The sequence below is a fragment of the Actinoallomurus liliacearum genome (assembly GCF_039542035.1).
GTDB classification, from domain to species: Bacteria; Actinomycetota; Actinomycetes; order Streptosporangiales; family Streptosporangiaceae; genus Actinoallomurus; species Actinoallomurus liliacearum.
Genome location: NZ_BAABHJ010000027.1, coordinates 295,542 through 312,988, shown reverse-complemented (window position 1 = coordinate 312,988; position 17,447 = coordinate 295,542). Strand labels below are relative to the sequence as shown.

The following is a 17,447-nucleotide window of genomic DNA, read 5'->3' as shown; positions in this document are numbered from 1 at the left end:
GTCAGCGGCTCGATTCGCGGACGACCAGCTCGGGCTGGAACATGATCTGCTGGTGTGCGTGGCCCCGGGGGTCGTCGCACTCCTCGAGCAGGAGCTCGGTGGCGATCTTGCCGAGCTGGTAGGTCGGCTGGCGGATGGAGCTGAGCGGCACCGCCGCCGCGGAGGAGAACTCGATGTCGTCGTAGCCGATGAGGGCGACGTCGTCCGGCACCCGTACGCCCGCCTGGGACAGCGCGCGCAGCACACCGAGCGCCAGCAGGTCGTTCGCGCAGAAGATCGCGTCGGGGAGGCCGCCGGCCAGGAGCTTCTCGGCGGCGAGCCTGCCGCCGCTCGCGTTCATCTCGGGGACCACCACGTCCTCCAGGGCGCGGGCGGGCCGCCCCGCCGTGCGCAGCGCCCGCCGGGCGCCCTTGCGCCGCTCCGTGCACTGCCGGATGCCGAGCGGGCCGGTGACGTACGCGAGACGCTCGGCGCCCCGGTCCAGTAGATGGGTCACCGCCAGGTCCCCGCCGGCGACGTCGTCCACGGACACCGAGCACACGTCCCCGGTCGCGGGGTGGTCGACCAGGACGACGGCGACGCCGCGCTCGCGCAGGTCCTCCAGGAGTGACAGGTCCTCGTCGGCGGGCGTGATCAGGACGCCGCGGACCCGCTGCTCGGCCAGGACCCGCAGGTTGCGCGCCTCGCGCCCGGGAGACTCGCCGGAGTTGCAGAGGATCACCGCGTGGTCCCGGTCGCTGACGACGTCCTCGACGCCCCGCGCGACCTCGACGAAGAAGGGGTTGCCCACGTCGAGCACCACCAGGCCGATGGCCCGGCTCTGCCCGGCCCGCAGCGTCGCGGCCGAGCCGTTGCGGACGAAGCCCAGCTCACGGATGGCCTGCTGGACCCGGGCCCGCGTCGTCGCGGCGACGCGTTCCGGCCGGTTCAGCACGTTCGAGACCGTGCCCGGCGACACGCCCGCGCGCTGCGCGACCTCCTTGATCCCCACGGTGACCAACGCCGTACCTCTTCCCAGATGTGATGGCGTTCACTGTGACGTCAGTATTAAAACGTGTCAACAGTCCGAGTCGAGACGTTTGGCGCGACCCGGCGGTGACCCGGCCGTTATCTCGTCGAGATATCCGCAGGTCAGGCTGCGTTTCAGTGTCGCGAGGCCGGGTTCGGCCGAAAACTGACTCTTGACGTGTCCCGGCTCACAGACCTAGCGTCCTCGGTCAATCACGTTAAAACGTTTTTATTCCGTTCACACGGAGGAAGCATGAGCGAGCGGAGCGAGCGAATCGAAAGCACAGCGCGCCTGGTCACTCCTCCGACGAAGGAGGGCGCATGAGCGAGTCGCCTCCGATCCTCGCCCTGAAGGACGTCAGCAAGGCGTTCGGCGCGGTGCGGGCTCTGCAGGACGTCTCCCTGGAGCTATGGGGCGGAGAGATCCACGCGCTCGCCGGCGAGAACGGTGCGGGCAAGTCCACTCTCGTGAAGACCCTGGCGGGCGTGCACCGCCCCGACCAGGGCCAGGTGCTGCTGGACGGCCGCCCCGTCGAGTTTCACGGTCCCGGCGACGCACAGCAGGCCGGCGTCGCCGTGATCTACCAGGAGCCCACCCTCTTCCCCGACCTGTCGGTCGCGGAGAACATCTTCATGGGCCGTCAGCCGCGTTCCCGGTTCCGCCGCATCGACCGCCGCGCCCTCCGGGCCGAGACGGCGAAGCTGTTCGACCGGCTGGGCGTGGCCCTCGACCCCGACCGGCCCGCGCGCGGCCTGTCCATCGCGGACCAGCAGATCGTGGAGATCGCCAAGGCGATCTCGCGGGACGCCCGCGTCCTCATCATGGACGAGCCGACGGCGGCGCTGTCCGGCAACGAGGTCGCGCGCCTGTTCACCGTCGCCCGCACCCTTCAGGACCAGGGCTGCGCGCTGCTGTTCATCTCGCACCGGCTGGAGGAGATCTTCGAGCTGTGCCACCGGGTGACGACGCTGCGCGACGGCCGCTACATCTCCACCGAGACCCTCGACGGGCTCACCGCCGACGACCTCGTCCAGCGGATGGTCGGCCGGGAGCTCGACACGCTGTACCCCAAGCAGGAGACCACGATCGGCGAGACGGTGCTGAAGGTCTCCCGGCTCACCCGGGAGGGCGTCTTCACCGACGTGTCCTTCGAGGTGCGGTCCGGCGAGATCGTCGCGCTGGCCGGCCTGGTCGGCGCGGGACGCAGCGAGGTCGCCCGCGCGATCTTCGGCATCGACCGCTTCGACGCCGGGGCCGTCGAGGTCGGCAAGGTGCGGCTGGCGGGCGGCAGCCCGACCACCGCGATGTCGGCCGGGCTCGCCCTGGTGCCCGAGGACAGGCGTCAGCAGGGCCTTGTCATGGACGGCACGATCGAGCGCAACATCGGCCTCACCCAGCTGCGCTCCCTGCGCCGCGGCCCGGTCATCTCCCGGAAGGCCGAACGCGACCGGGCGGCCGACTGGGCGATCCGGCTGCAGCTGAAGTACGCCCGCCTCAGCGACGTCGTCGGCGTGCTGTCCGGCGGCAACCAGCAGAAGGTGGTCCTCGCCAAGTGGCTGTCCACCGAGCCCTCGGTGCTGATCATCGATGAGCCCACTCGCGGCATCGACGTCGGTACCAAGGCCGAGGTGCACCGGCTGCTGTCCGAGCTGGCCGGCGAGGGCCTCGCGGTCCTGATGATCTCCTCGGACCTGCCGGAGGTGCTCGGCATGGCCGACCGGGTGCTGGTCATGCACGAGGGCCGGCTCACCGCCGAGATCCCCCGGGAAGAGGCCACCGAGGAGACCGTCATGGCCGCCGCGACCGGCCGTACGCGACAGGAGGCCGCGTAAATGGCAGCGATCACCGCCGACACCGGCGGGCGCCGGTTCGTCGACACCGTCCTGCGCGCGCGGGAGCTGAGCATCCTCGCGGCGCTGATCGTCCTCGTCGCCGTGACGACGGCGGTGAACTCATCGTTCCTGTCGACGCAGGGCGTCAAGGACATCTTCCTCAACGCCTCGATCCTGGCGCTGCTGGCCGTCGGCCAGACGATGGTCGTGGTCACCCGCAACATCGACCTGTCGGTCGGGTCGGTGGTCGGGCTGGTGGCCTTCGCGTCCGGGAAGTTCGTCGCCGGGCACGACCGCAACGTCCTGCTGGTGCTCGTCGTCGGCATGCTGATCGGCGCGGTCTGCGGCCTCGTCAACGGCGTGCTGGTCAGCTTCTTCAAGGTCCCGGCGCTGGTGGTGACGCTCGGCACGCTGTACGTCATTCAGGGCCTGGACTACTACTGGGCGCACGGCCAGCAGATCAACGCCGCCGACGTGCCCTCGTCACTGCTCGACCTCGGCAACGGCAGCGTGCTCGGCATTCCCTACCTGCCGCTCATCACCGTGGTCGTGATGGTCGCGGTCGGGTACTACCTGCGGGCCTACCCGTCGGGCCGGGAGTTCTACGCCATCGGCTCGAACCCGGACGCCGCCCGGCTCGCCGGCATCGCGATCCGCAAGCGCGTCCTCACCGCCTACGTCGTCAGCGGCGTCCTCGCCGGGCTGGCCGGGGTGCTGTGGCTGGCCCGCTTCGGCACCGTCGTGGCCGACGCCGCGCACGGCTGGGAGCTGAAGGTCGTCTCCGCCGTCGTGGTCGGCGGCGTGGCGATCGTCGGCGGCCTCGGCAGCGTGTACGGCGCCGCACTCGGCGCGCTCCTGCTCACGACCATCGGCAGCGTCCTGGTGGTGCTGAAGGTGAACTCCTTCTGGCAGGACGCCATCGCCGGTCTGCTGCTGCTCCTCGCGATCAGCGTGGACCGCCTGCTCAGCCTGCGCGTCACCCGCGCGCTGCGAAGGAGGAACGCCCGCCATGGCGCCTGAAGCCCCCGCGAAGGCCCCCGCCGTGCCACCGCGCGCCGAGGCCCCCCGCCCGCTGACCCGGTTCGTTCGCTGGGACGTCATCGTCACCGCCCTGCTGATCGTCGTGTTCCTCGGCGGCGCGTTCGGCACCTCCGACTTCGCCACGAGCGACAACCTGTCCTTCGCGCTGGGCGACCTCAGCGAGATCGCGCTGATCGCGCTGCCGATGACCCTGCTGGTCGTGGCCGCCGAGGTGGACCTGTCCGTCGCGTCGGTGCTCGGCCTGTGCAGCGCCCTGTTCGGCGCGCTGTGGGACGCCGGCTGGGCGATCGAAATGATCATCCCCTTCCTCCTGGTGGTCGGCGTGGTCGCCGGGCTGATCAACGGGCTCCTCGTGACCCGGCTCGGACTGCCCTCGCTGGCCGTCACCATCGGCACGATGACCCTCTACCGGGGGCTCGCCTACGTCGTGCTGGGCACCAAGGCCGTCGCGCAGTTCCCGCAGAACTACACCGACATGGCGACCAAGACGGTGCCGGGCACCCCGATCCCGTTCCCCTTCGCGCTGTTCATCCTGCTCGCCATCGTGACCGCGGTCGTCCTGCACGCCACCGGCCTGGGCCGCGCGCTGTTCGCGATCGGCGCCCAGGAGGAGGCGGCGTTCTTCGCCGGGATCCGGGTCAAGCGCATCAAGCTGCTGCTGTTCGTGGTGTCCGGGGTCGTGTCGGCGTTCGCCGGCGCGGTCTACACGCTCCGGTACGGCAGCGCCCGTGCCGACAACGGCCTCGGCCTGGAGCTCGCCGTCATCGCCTCGGTGCTGCTCGGCGGGGTCGACTTCGACGGCGGCAAGGGCACGCTCGGCGGCGTGGTCGCCGGCGTACTGCTCATCGGCCTGCTCCGCAACCTGCTCATGCTCCGTGACGTCGCGACCGAGATCCAGTCGATCGTCACCGGCCTCCTCCTCATCGTCTCCGTGCTCACGCCGCGGATCGCGGCCGCCGTACGCGAGTCGCGACGACATCACCGCGGCACCACCCCGTCCGTCTCGTCCTAGAGCCCCGCGGCACTCCGTACCTCTCCTTCTCCCCAGCGAACGACGAAAAGGAATCCCCCATGTCCAAGCGCCCCCTGGCGGCCGTGGCCATCGCCGCCGCCCTCGCCGTCGGCGCCGCCGCCTGCGGCGGTACGACGAAGAACTCCTCCGGCGACGACGCCAAGAGCGCCGCGACCAGCGGCGCGAAGGCGAACCCGAACGCGCCCCTGAAGAAGGGCCTCAAGCTCGCCTTCCTTCCCAAGCAGGTGAACAACCCGTACGAGACGATCGTCGACAACGCGGGCATCGACGGGGCCAAGGAGTTCGGCGGCACCGCCAAGGAGGTCGGCCCGTCCGACGCGTCGGCGTCCTCGCAGATCTCCTACATCAACACGCTGATCCAGCAGCGGATGGACTCGATCCTCATCGCGGCCAACGACCCGAACGCCGTCTGCGGCCCGCTCAAGCAGGCGATGTCCCGCAAGATCAAGGTGGTGTCGTACGACTCCGACGCTTCCAAGGACTGCCGCGACGTCTTCATCAACCAGGCCAGCTCCGAGGAGATCGGCCGTAGCGAGATCAAGCTCATGTCCGAGCTGATCGGCGGCAAGGGCAAGATCGCGATCCTGTCGGCGACCGCCAACGCCACCAACCAGAACACCTGGATCGAGTTCATGAAGGACGAGCTGAAGAAGCCGGAGTACTCCGGCATCCAGCTCGTCAAGGTCGCCTACGGCGACGACGACGACCAGAAGTCCTTCCAGCAGACGCAGGGTCTGCTGCAGGCGTACCCGGACCTGAAGGGCATCATCGCCCCGACCACGGTCGGCATCGCCGCCGCGGCCCGCTACATCGACGGCTCGAAGTACAAGGGCAAGGTCGCGGTCTCCGGCCTCGGCACGCCGAACCAGATGCGCAAGTTCGTCAAGGACGGCACGGTCGCCAAGTTCGAGCTGTGGGACCCGAAGAACCTGGGCTACCTCGCGTCGTACGCCGCCGCGGCCCTCGCCTCCGGCCAGATCACCGGCGCGGAGGGTGAGAAGTTCAAGGCCGGCAAGCTCGGCGAGCGCACGATCGGCAAGGACGGCGAGGTCATCCTCGGCCCGCCGACCGTCTTCGACAAGTCCAACATCGACAACTACAACTTCTAGGCGATCGGTGGCGGGGCCGCCGGACGCGGCCCCGCCCCCTCTCGGGAGGAGCCCCCGTGCGGCGCGTCTGTTTCCTGCTGAAGGTCAGACCGGACCGGCTGGAGGAGTACCGCGAACGGCACGAGGCGGTGTGGCCGGACATGCTCACCGCCCTGCGCGCGGCCGGCTGGCGTAACTACAGCCTCTTCCTGCGCGACGACGGGCTGCTCGTCGGCTACCTCGAGACCGACGACTTCGACGCGGCGCGCGCGGCCATGGAGAACACCGAGGTGAACGCCCGCTGGCAGGCGGACATGGCGCCGTTCTTCGAGGACCTCGACGGGCGCCCCGACGAGGGCATGGTGCCGCTCGCCGAAGTCTTCCATCTCGACTGACGATCGGGGATCACGAACAATGACAACCGACAGGACCCAGGTGAAGGCGGCACTGCGCGCACAGCGCATCGAGACGCCGTCGTGGGCGTACGGCAACTCCGGCACCCGCTTCAAGGTGTTCGCCCAGCAGGGCGTGCCGCGCACGCCGCAGGAGAAGATCGACGACGCGGCGCAGGTGCACCGCCACACCGGCGTCGCGCCGACCGTCGCGCTGCACATCCCCTGGGACAAGGTGGACGACTACGGCGCGCTGGCCGAGCACGCCCGTGAGCGCGGCGTCACGGTCGGCGCGATCAACACGAACGTCTTCCAGGACGACGACTACATGCTGGGCAGCGTCACCAACCCGGACCCGAAGGTGCGGGCGAAGGCGCTGAAGCACCTGCTCGAGTGCGTCGACATCATGGACGAGACGGGCTCGCGCGACCTGAAGCTGTGGTTCTCCGACGGCACCAACTACCCCGGCCAGGACGACATCCGCGCCCGGCAGGACCGCCTCGCCGAGGCCCTGGCCGCGGTGTACGAGCGGCTCGGCGACGACCAGCGGTTCCTGCTGGAGTACAAGCTGTTCGAGCCGGCCTTCTACACCACCGACCTGCCGGACTGGGGCACGTCGTACGCGCACTGCCTCAAGCTCGGCCCGAAGGCCCAGGTGGTCGTCGACACCGGGCACCACGCGCCCGGCACGAACATCGAGTTCATCGTGGCGTTCCTGCTGCGCGAGGGGAAGCTCGGCGGCTTCGACTTCAACTCCCGCTTCTACGCCGACGACGACCTGATGGTGGGCGCCGCCGACCCGTTCCAGCTTTTCCGGATCATGCACGAGGTGATCCAGGGCGGCGGATTCACCGACGAGATCGCGTTCATGCTCGACCAGTGCCACAACATCGAGCCGAAGATCCCCGGCCAGATCCGCTCGGTGCTGAACGTGCAGGAGGCCACGGCCAAGGCCCTGCTGGTCGACGTCGAGGCGCTGCGCGAGGCGCAGCAGGCCGGCGACGTGCTCGGCGCCAACGCCGTGTTCATGGACGCCTACAACACCGACGTCCGGCCGCTGCTCGCCGAACTGCGCGAGGAGATGGGCCTGGACCCGGACCCGATGGCGGCCTACGCCCGGTCCGGCTACTTCGAGAAGATCCGCGACGAACGCAAGGACGGCCAGGCGGCCGGTTGGGGGGCTTGAGTTGGGCATCGTCGACGACCTGCTGAAACGCTGCCACGAGCTGGGCGGCGACCCGCGCAACACGAACTACGCGGGCGGCAACGCGTCCGCGAAGGGCGTGCAGCCGGACCCGGTGACCGGCGGTGACGTCGAGCTGATGTGGGTGAAGGGCTCGGGCGGCGACCTGGGCACGCTGAAGGAGCCGGGCCTGGCGGTGCTGCGCCTGGACCGGCTGCGCGCCCTGGTGAACGTCTACCCGGGCGTCGAGCGCGAGGACGAGATGGTCGCCGCGTTCGACTTCTGCCTGCACGGCAAGGGCGGCGCCGCGCCGTCGATCGACACGGCCATGCACGGCCTGGTCGACGCCGCGCACGTCGACCACCTGCACCCGGACTCCGGGATCGCGATCGCGACCGCCGCCGACGGCGAGGAGCTGACCCGCCGGATCTTCGGCGACCGGGTCGTGTGGGTGCCGTGGCGGCGGCCGGGCTTCCAGCTCGGCCTCGACATCGCGGCGATCAAGAAGGACAACCCGCGGGCCATCGGCTGCGTCCTCGGCGGCCACGGCGTCACCGCGTGGGGCGCCACGAGCGAGGAGTGCCAGGCCAACTCCCTCGACATCATCCGCACCGCCGAGGCGTACATCGCCGAGCACGGCCGGCCCGACCCGTTCGGCGCGGTGATCCACGGCACGCTGCCGGAGGCCGAGCGGCACGAGCGCGCCGCCGCGCTGTTCCCGCTGATCCGGGGGCTCGCCTCGACGGACCGGCCGCAGGTCGGGCACTACACGGACTCGCCGGAGGTCCTGGACTTCGTGGCGCGGGCCGAGCACCCGCGGCTCGCCGCCCTCGGCACCTCCTGCCCCGACCACTTCCTGCGCACCAAGGTCCGGCCGCTCGTCCTCGACCTGCCGCCGACCGCTCCGCTGGAGGACGTCAAGGCCCGGCTGCGCGAGCTGCACGAGGCGTACCGGGAGGAGTACCGCGCCTACTACGAGCGGTACGCCACCGAGGACTCCCCGGCGATGCGCGGCGCGGACCCGGCGATCGTGCTGGTCCCCGGCGTCGGCATGTTCAGCTTCGGCAAGGACAAGCAGACCGCCCGGGTCGCCGGCGAGTTCTACGTCAACGCGATCAACGTGATGCGCGGCGCCGAGGCGCTGTCCACCTACGCCCCGATCGCCGAGTCGGAGAAGTTCCGCATCGAGTACTGGGAGCTGGAGGAGGCCAAGCTCCGGCGCATGCCGAAGCCGAAGCCCCTCGCCACCCGCGTCGCGTTCGTGACCGGCGGCGGCTCCGGCATCGGCGCGGCCACCGCGCACCGGCTGGCCGCCGAGGGCGCGTGCGTCGTCGTCGCCGACCGGGACGCCGCCGCGGCCGAGAAGGTCGCCGCGAGTATCACCCAACCAACCGACCCCGACCGACCTCCCGTGCTGGGCGCCTCCGCGCTGCGGGCCTCGGACGTCGCGGTCGCGGTGGCCGTGGACGTCACCGACGAGGAGGGGATCGCCGCCGCGCTGCGCGACGCGGTGCTGGCCTTCGGCGGCGTCGACCTGGTCGTCAACAACGCCGGGCTGTCGCTGTCCAAGCCGCTGCTCGACACGACGGTCGCGGACTGGGACCTGCAGCACGACGTCATGGCGCGCGGCTCGTTCCTCGTCTCGCGCGAGGCCGCCCGCGTGATGATCGAGCAGGCCATGGGCGGCGACATCGTCTACGTCGCCTCGAAGAACTCCATCTTCGCCGGGCCGAACAACATCGCCTACAGCGCGGCAAAGGCCGACCAGGCGCACCAGGTGCGCTTGCTGGCCGCCGAGCTCGGCGAGCACGGCGTCCGCGTCAACGGGATCAACCCCGACGGCGTGGTGCGCGGCTCCGGCATCTTCGCCGGCGGCTGGGGCGCCAAGCGCGCGGCCGTCTACGGGGTGCCGGAGGAGAAGCTCGGCGAGTACTACGCCCAGCGCACGCTGCTCAAGCGCGAGGTGCTGCCGGAGCACGTCGCGAACGCGGTCTTCGCCCTCACCGGCGGGGACCTGACCCACACCACGGGTCTGCACGTGCCCGTGGACGCGGGGGTGGCCGCCGCCTTCCTCCGCTGACGGATCGGGTGCGGGGCGGCACCGCCACCAGCCGCCCCGCACACCACCCGCCCGTCCCGAACGTCACTCCCTGAGCCCCCACCTCCGCCCGAATTCCGTTCCACGCCGCTGTGCGCCGCCGCACACGGCCGTGCTCTCATCGCATGCCGTCTCCACCCTCCAACGCGCCGTCCGCGACGACCGCCGCGCGCGACCGACCTCAGCGAGATCGACGACCGCCGGCACGTCGACGGCCACGGCTGACAGACCGGCGGCGGGCCCGCGGAACCGGCCACCGCGGGCCCGCCGCCCCAACTCGGACCACCACCGGTCCACGTCTTCCGGATCGGCGAACCCGTCGCACCGACAGGAAGGACATCGATGAGGAACCACCGGACGTCACGGCGTCCACGACATGAGGGATCTCCTGCCATGAGACGTGCGTCCGGTCGGTTCGCGGGGGCGCCGACGGCGATCCTCCTCGCCCTGTCCGCGGTCGTCGTCGCGGTGACCCCGACGGGAACCGCGGCGGGCGCGCCGGTGTCCGCGGCGGCCGTCCCGGCCCTGACCCGCGCCACCTTCGCCGACCCCCCGGCCTCGGTCCGGCCCAAGTACCGCTGGTGGCAGCCGCTGGCCTACACCGAGGACGGCGAACTGGCCGACGAGCTCGGTCAGATCAAGAAGGTGGGCGGCGGCGGCGCCGAGGTCGCCCCGTTCAACGTCGAGGGCACGGGCAACAACACCATCCCGTTCCTGGAGAAGTACGGCTGGGGCACCCCGCTGTGGGCGCAGAAGACCCGGACGATGCTGGCGGCGGCCAAGGCGAACGGGCTCAGCCTCGACCTCACGATCGGCCCCCGCTGGCCCGCGACCGTCCCCACGGTCAACGACGTCAACGACGCCGCCGCGCAGCAGCAGATCGTCTTCTCCTACGAGTTCCGCCACGGCGGCACCAGCAGGTCGGGGCCGCTGCCGACCAACCTCGACGTCTCGCCGCCCGCGGGGGCCAAGAAGACCCTCATCGCGGCGCTCCTCGCCAAGTGCGCCGACGCGAACTGCGACCGCTCCACCAGCGCCCCGCGGCTGCTCGACCGCTCCAGCGTCATCGACGTGACCTCGAAGGTGGACGCGCAGGGCGAGCTGTCGGTCGACGTCCCGGGCGACGCGAACAGCACGTACGCGCTGATCGCCTTCTACCAGGCGCCCACCGGCCAGTCCCTGTCCGGCTACACCGCCACCGGCACCAACTACGCCCTGGACACCTTCGGCAAGGCCGGTGCCACGGCGACCACGGACTTCTACGACAAGAACATCCTCACCTCGGACGTGCGGAAGCTGCTCGCCCAGATGGGCACCAGCGAACTGTTCGAGGACTCCCTCGAACTCGGCACCACGCAGAAGTGGACGCCCGACATGGTCGCGCAGTGGCAGAAGCTGCGCGGATACTCCCCGGTCGACGTTCTCCCGGCGCTGGCCGGCGCGGGCGACCAGGGCATCACCAGCAAACCGTTCTTCGACTTCGGTGACGGCCTCGGCGCCCGCGTACGCACCGACTACCGGCAGACCCTCAGCGACCTGTACATCGCGAACCGGCTCGACGTCCTGCGTGCGTGGGCCCACCAGCACCACATGGGCACCCGCATCCAGCCGTACGGCATACCGGTGGACATCTCAGACGCCGCCTCGCACATCGACGTCCCCGAAGGCGAGTCCCTCGCGTTCGGGCAGTCGGTCGGCGCCTACAGCAACGTGCAGGACTACCGGGTCGTCGCCACGGGAGCGCACCTCTCCGGGCAGCCCGTGGTGTCGGATGAGTGCTGCGCGTTCTCCGGCTCGGTCTGGGGATCGACCGCCGGGGCGGGTTCGGACACCTCGAACCTGCAGGCCGTGTACCGCGGCTTCGCCGGCGGGGTGAACCAGGTCGTCTGGCACGGCTTCCCCTACCTGACCAGGGGCCCGCAGGGCGCCGGCGCACAGGAGGTGTGGCCCGGCATGACCTACGGCGGCAACACCTCCTACTCCGAGGCGTTCGGCGCCAAGGGCGGCCCGAACTGGGCCGACTACCGTGCGATCAACGACAGCGTGGCCCGTATGCAGCTCGTGCTCAGACAGGGCAAGCCGCGCTTCGACCTGGCCGTGTACTGGCAGGACTTCGGCATGAACGGCACGGGGACCACGGGAAGCGGCTCGAACAAGCAGATTTCGAGCTCGTCGGCGCTGGCGGCGGCCGGGTACACCTACGAGTACCTCAGCCCGGCCCAGCTCCGGCGCAAGGACGCCTCCTACGGCGACGGCACCCTGTTCGGCGACAGTTCGGCGTACCACGCGGTGCTGCTGAACGACCAGACGACCATGCCGGTCGACACCGCGCAGAAGCTGCTCCAGCTGGCGCAGCGAGGACTGCCCGTCGTCATCGTCGGTGACCTGCCGAGCAGCACCCCCGGAGCCCACGACGCGGCGGCCCAGGACGCGCGGCTGAAGTCCCTGGTGGCCCAGCTGGTCAAGCAGCGCGGCGTCGTGCGGGTGGCGAGCGAAGCGGACGTGCCGACCGCGTTGAAGGGCCTGAAGGTGACGCCCGCCCTCACGCCGCAGGACGACTCCGGCGCGATCCTCGACGTGCGCAGGCACGCGGGCTCCACCGACTACTACTACCTCTACAACCAGACGAACACCGCGACCGCGCAGACGCTCACCCTCACCGGCGATGGCGTGCCGTACAGGCTGAACACCTGGACCGGTGAGATCACCCCGATCACGAACTACACGTCCGGCCACGGCAAGATCACCGTTCCCGTGCAGCTCAACGGCAACAACGCCGAGATCATCGCGGTCACGCCACGGCACGACGGCACCTTCAACGGCGCGCCGGGGCGGTCCGGCACGGCGAGCACGACGAGCACGACGGCCGGCACGCCGAAGCCGGTGGCGCTGGGCGACTGGTCGCTCTCGGTGGAGAGCTGGGAACCCGGCGCCTCCGACCTGCCGGGCGACACCGCCCACAAGAAGCTCGGGTCGGTCACGCTCAAGGCCGGATCGGACGGCAGGCTGCCGGCCTGGTCGGCGATCACACTCGACAACGGCTACGCCGTGAACCTGAAGGACGTGTCCGGGACGGGCACCTATACGACACACGTCACCTTGGGCGACGAGTGGAAGGGGGTCAGCGGCGCGAGTCTCGATCTCGGCACCCCGGTGGACACCGTGGCCGTGAACGTCAACGGGCACGACCTGCCGCCGCTCGACCAGGCCGACCTGCGCCATGTGGAGGTCGGCAAGTACCTGCGCACGGGTCAGAACACGATCATCGTCCGGGTCGCGTCGACACTGCTCAACGCGGTCCGCGTCGCGCCGAACACGGGCGCGTCGTCGCGGACGCCGATGGACTACGGGCTGTTCGGGCCGCTCACCCTCACGCCGTACGCCGGCACCGGGCCCCTGCTGACCGCCTCGGCGCTGGAGACGTCGCTGCCGCTGGCGAAGGGCGGGTACAACCGCGCCACCGTGGTGGTCGGCAACAGCTCCGGCAAACCGGTCGGGGTGACGCTCAGCGCGTCGGCCGCCTCGGGAATCACCGCGCAGCCGGAGAAGGAGCGGATCACGATCCCGGCCGGCGGCTCGGCGACGGTGCCCGTCGACCTGCGCGACTCCGGTGTCGCGACCGGAGCGAGCACCCTGACCGTGACGGCGCGGAGTGACGCCGGGCTGACCGCCACGACGACGGTGACCCTGCGGCATTCCGACGACCTGGCCCTCAACCCGGGCGGCGCGCCGTTCCCGCGCGTGATCGCGGATGCGAGCCAGGACCGCTATCCGGCCCCCCTCGCGGTGGACGGATCAGCCGGCACGTTCTGGGTGTCGTGGGGCCGGGCCGCCGGGCAGGGCCCCACCACGGACCACCCGGTGCGGTACGGACTCGACTTCGGCGCGGCCATCGACATCGGCTCCGTCACCGTCGGCGGCCGGTCCAACTACGGGCCGCGCGACTACGACGTCCAGGTGTCCTCGGACGGCCGGACCTGGCGCACGGTGGCCAGTGCCACCGACACCCCGAAGGCGGGCGGAACGACGACCTTCGCCTCGGCGAACGCCCGCTACCTGAGACTCAACATCACCAAGAGCTGGGACTCCGTCACCGCGAACGTGCAGATGAGCGAGCTCACGGTGCAGCCGTGAGGCCGGCGCGGAGTCGGGGATGACGCACGGCCCGCCGCGTCGGCGGGCCGTGCGGTACCGGCCGACCACCGGCACCGCCGGACGACACACGATGGAAGGGATGAGATGACCGCGAACAACGGACGCGTGCGCGTCGGGCTGGTCGCCGGAGGGCTCGGAGCCTACTGGCCGCAGTTCCCCGACCTGCTGCCGCAACTGCGGCGATCCGCCGAGCGCGTGTCGGAACGGATGGGCGAACTCGGCGCCGACGTCGTCGACGTGGGCTTCATCTCCGACGCCCAGGAGGGTGCGGCGGCGGCCGAGAAGCTGCGCGTGGCGGACTGCGACCTCATCGTCGGGTTCCTCACGACGTACATGACCGCGACCATGCTGGTGCCGATCGCCCAGCGCAGCGGCGCCCCCGTGCTGCTGATCAACCTGCAGCCGACCGAGTCGATGGACCACGCGACCTTCGACACGGGTCAGTGGCTGGCCTACTGCGGCGCCTGCCCGCTGCCGGAGATGGCCAACGCGTTCCTGCGCTGCGGCATCCCGTTCCGCTCGGTGTCGGGGTACGTCGAGGACGAGCGGGCCTGGGCGAAGATCGGCCGCTGGGTGCGCGCGGCGGGCGTACGGGCGGCGCTGCGCCGGGGCCGGCACGGCCTCATGGGCCACCTCTACCCGGGGATGCTCGACGTCTCCACCGACCTGACCCTCGTGCCGGCGAACTTCGGCGGCCACATGGAGGTCCTGGAGTTCGACGACCTGCGGGTCCGCGTCGAGAAGGTCACCGACGCCGAGGCGGAGGCCAAGAAGAAGGAGGCCGCGGAGATCTTCGAGCTGGCCGACTCGGTCAACGACGAGGACTTCTCCTGGGCCGCGCGCGTCGCGGTCGGTCTCGACCGGCTCGTCGCGGACTTCGAGCTCGACAGCCTCGCCTACTACCACCGGGGCCTGGACGGCGAGGTCCACGAACGCCTCGGCGCGGGCGTGATCCTCGGCGCGTCGCTGCTGACCGCGCGCGGCGTCCCGGCCGCCGGCGAGTACGAGCTGCGCACGTCCCTCGCGATGCTCATCATGGACCGGCTCGGCGCGGGCGGCTCCTTCACCGAGCTCCAGGCGCTGGACTTCGAGCGCGGCCACGTCGAGATGGGCCACGACGGCCCGGCGCACCTGGCCATCAGCGACGCGAAGCCGCTGCTGCGCGGCCTCGGCGTCTACCACGGCAAGCGCGGCTGGGGCGTGTCCGTCGAGTTCGACGTGAAGCACGGCCCCGTGACGGCGTTCGGCCTCCGCCAGGGCCGCGACGGCCGGTTCGCGTTCGTGGTCTCCGAGGGCGAGGTCGTGGACGGGCCACTGCTGCAGATCGGCAACACCACCTCGCGCGTCGACTTCGGCTGCGACCCGGGGGAGTGGACCGACGCCTGGAGCGCCACCGGCATCTCCCACCACTGGGCCCTCGGCACCGGCCACCGGCTCGCCGACCTGCGCGCCCTCGCGGACCTCATGGAGGTGGAACTGATCCACGTAGGCGCCTGACGGTTCTTTTCGGGTCGGGGGACTCACGCACAGGAGACGGTATGGCGAGTTTCTTCGGCATGCGCGGAATCCGCTTCCTACTGGCGCTGACCATGGCGCTGGGCGGGCTGCTCGTCGTCACGGCGCCCGCCCGGGCCGCGGTCGACACGAACCTGGTCAACTTCGACGCGGCCGGGAACCAGGTGATCCGGTTCGACACCGACGGCAACGCGGTGGACGCGCACGACGGAGCGATCGAGCGCTTCGGCGGCACGTACTACCTGTACGGCACCGCCTACGACTGCGGCTACCAGTGGCAGAACAACGACACGTTCTGCGGTTTCAAGGTCTACTCGTCGCCCGACCTGGCGCACTGGACCGACCGCGGTCTCGTCGCGCCTCCCCGCTCGTGCCAGTACTGCTTCCGCCCGCACGTCGTCTACGACAAGGCGACCCGCAGGTACGTCATGTGGGTCAACGACCAGGGCGCCGCCGACAAGTTCCGGGTCTACACGAGCCGGACGCCGACCGGGCCCTTCACCGAGCAGCCCGTCCCCGACCTGCCGGACCAGACGCACTGCACCGCCGACCTCGCCGTGTTCGTCGACGATGACGGGACGGCCTATCTCACCTGCAGCAACGCCGGCTGGCACATCGCGGTCATCCAGCTCACCGCCGACTACCTGCGCGCGGCCGGGCCGTACGACATCACCGGAGTCACCCGCGTGGAGGCACCGTCGATCTTCAAACGGAACGGCACGTACTACCTGACGATGTCGGACCCGAACTGCGGGTACTGCACCGGCACCGGCACCTCCTACCTGACCGCGAAGAGCCCACTCGGCCCGTGGCGCGGTCGGGACGCGTGGACGGCCGAGGACGGCGCGCTGACCGCGAGCGGCGGGCTGTACGGGCTGTCCCAGCAGGGCGAGGACTGGCGCGACTACACCTTCTCCTTCGACGTCGCGCCGCTGCCCACGACCTCGGGCACATCGGCCCAGGCCGGGTTCTCGGTGCGGATGAACCAGGACGACCACGGCTACCTGTTCCTGCTGACCGGTTCCGGGCCGGCGAAGAACGGACAGCTGAGCGTGCTGCGCCGGGCCGGGGCCACCACGGCGAGCCACGTCGTGAAGCTGGACAAGCCGATCGTCGCGGGGGAGTGGCACCACGTCGCGGTCACGGCGGCGGGCGCGACGCTCACCACGTCGATCGACGGCGTCCAGGTGGACGCTTACACCGACGCCACGTACGCCACCGGCAAGGTCGGCTTCCGCGAGTGGAACGGCGCCAACCTGGAGTCCGCCCGGTTCGACAACGTCACGGTCACCGCCGCGGACGGCCGGACGCTCCTGTCCGACGACTTCTCCGGGGACTTCGCCAAGTGGGTGGTCCCGACCAGCGGCGTCAAGTTCACCGATGACTCCTGCGGCGGCCAGCCCGCCCAGGTCGCGACGCTGCCCTCCCGGCACGGCGCGCCGACGTACCTCTACTTCAGCGACCTGTGGGACTTCCACACCAACGAGGCGCTGGCCAACTACTACTGGCAACCGCTCTCGTTCGGCTCGGACGGCGCCATTCAGCCGCTGACCTGTGCGAACTCCCGGGTCCACCTCGACCCGGGACACCCCGGCCACCAGCGGCCCATCCGGGCCCTCGACCAGACCAGCGGTGTGACCGGATTCCGCGCCACCTGCGACATCGCCGGTACGACGCGACGCGAGCAGGACTTCACGGCCGGCCGCACGGGCCGGCTTGCCTCGCTCGCCGTGACCGTCTTCAAGGACGGCACGGAGACCGGGCGGGTGCTGCGGACCCCACCGTCGGACCCCCTCGACGTGGAGATCGTCGACCGGGGCACCGGCAGGACGGTGTGGTCGGCGTCCGTGCCGGCGAGCACGATCGGCTGGTCCGCCCGGAATCTGACCGTGCGACCCGGCATCCGGGTACGGCGCGGTGCCGAGTACGCCGTGCGCCTCGGCTCGTCGACGACCACCGGCTGCTATGGCGTCGCGTTCAACGACCAGAACCCCTATCCCGGCGGTACCTCCGCCATCAGCACCGACGGCGGCGCGGGCTTCACCGCTGAGCCCGCGCGTGACCTGAAGTTCCAGACGTCCGTCGAGCGCTGACATCGCCA

General features: G+C 70.8%; 11 protein-coding genes. 10 read left to right on the top strand and 1 reads right to left on the bottom strand.

All coding sequences use genetic code 11. The features are described 5' to 3' along the window. Position 1 precedes the first annotated feature (1 nt). The gene (locus ABD978_RS32985; RefSeq protein WP_345363497.1) at positions 2–1,000 is read right to left on the bottom strand and encodes a LacI family DNA-binding transcriptional regulator; all 999 of its coding nucleotides are present in this window, start codon (positions 998–1,000) and stop codon (positions 2–4) included. A gap of 329 nt (positions 1,001–1,329) precedes the next feature. Here ABD978_RS32985 and ABD978_RS32980 point away from each other — a divergent pair, with 329 nt between their 5' ends. The 10 genes from ABD978_RS32980 to ABD978_RS32935 all read left to right on the top strand — a co-directional run bounded on the left by ABD978_RS32980 (position 1,330) and on the right by ABD978_RS32935 (position 17,439). Then, positions 1,330–2,841, top strand: coding sequence for a sugar ABC transporter ATP-binding protein (locus tag ABD978_RS32980; protein WP_345363495.1), 1,512 nt, complete (start codon positions 1,330–1,332; stop codon positions 2,839–2,841). Beyond that, on the top strand, positions 2,842–3,861 hold the full coding sequence (locus ABD978_RS32975) for an ABC transporter permease (RefSeq protein WP_345363493.1): 1,020 nt from the start codon (positions 2,842–2,844) through the stop codon (positions 3,859–3,861). Beyond that, on the top strand, positions 3,851–4,894 hold the full coding sequence (locus ABD978_RS32970; RefSeq protein WP_345363491.1) for an ABC transporter permease: 1,044 nt from the start codon (positions 3,851–3,853) through the stop codon (positions 4,892–4,894). Before ABD978_RS32975 ends, ABD978_RS32970 begins: the two co-directional genes overlap by 11 nt. 59 nt (positions 4,895–4,953) lie before the next feature. Beyond that, the gene (gene rhaS, locus ABD978_RS32965; protein WP_345363490.1) at positions 4,954–6,024 is read left to right on the top strand and encodes a rhamnose ABC transporter substrate-binding protein; all 1,071 of its coding nucleotides are present in this window, start codon (positions 4,954–4,956) and stop codon (positions 6,022–6,024) included. A 56-nt stretch (positions 6,025–6,080) separates the two neighbouring features. Next, positions 6,081–6,398: an L-rhamnose mutarotase gene (locus tag ABD978_RS32960; protein ID WP_345363488.1), complete on the top strand. Its 318-nt coding sequence runs from the start codon at positions 6,081–6,083 to the stop codon at positions 6,396–6,398. A gap of 19 nt (positions 6,399–6,417) precedes the next feature. Then, on the top strand, positions 6,418–7,581 hold the full coding sequence (rhaI, locus tag ABD978_RS32955) for an L-rhamnose isomerase (protein ID WP_345363486.1): 1,164 nt from the start codon (positions 6,418–6,420) through the stop codon (positions 7,579–7,581). Position 7,582: 1 nt separating this feature from the next. After that, positions 7,583–9,658: a bifunctional aldolase/short-chain dehydrogenase gene (locus ABD978_RS32950; protein ID WP_345363484.1), complete on the top strand. Its 2,076-nt coding sequence runs from the start codon at positions 7,583–7,585 to the stop codon at positions 9,656–9,658. 411 nt (positions 9,659–10,069) lie between these two features. Further along, positions 10,070–13,810, top strand: a complete 3,741-nt coding sequence (locus ABD978_RS32945; protein ID WP_345363482.1) for a glycosyl hydrolase — start codon at positions 10,070–10,072, stop codon at positions 13,808–13,810. A gap of 105 nt (positions 13,811–13,915) precedes the next feature. Beyond that, a complete protein-coding gene (locus tag ABD978_RS32940) occupies positions 13,916–15,328 on the top strand; it encodes an L-fucose/L-arabinose isomerase family protein (RefSeq protein ID WP_345363480.1) in 1,413 nt (470 codons plus the stop codon). A gap of 41 nt (positions 15,329–15,369) precedes the next feature. After that, positions 15,370–17,439: a family 43 glycosylhydrolase gene (locus ABD978_RS32935; RefSeq protein WP_345363478.1), complete on the top strand. Its 2,070-nt coding sequence runs from the start codon at positions 15,370–15,372 to the stop codon at positions 17,437–17,439. Positions 17,440–17,447 lie beyond the last annotated feature (8 nt).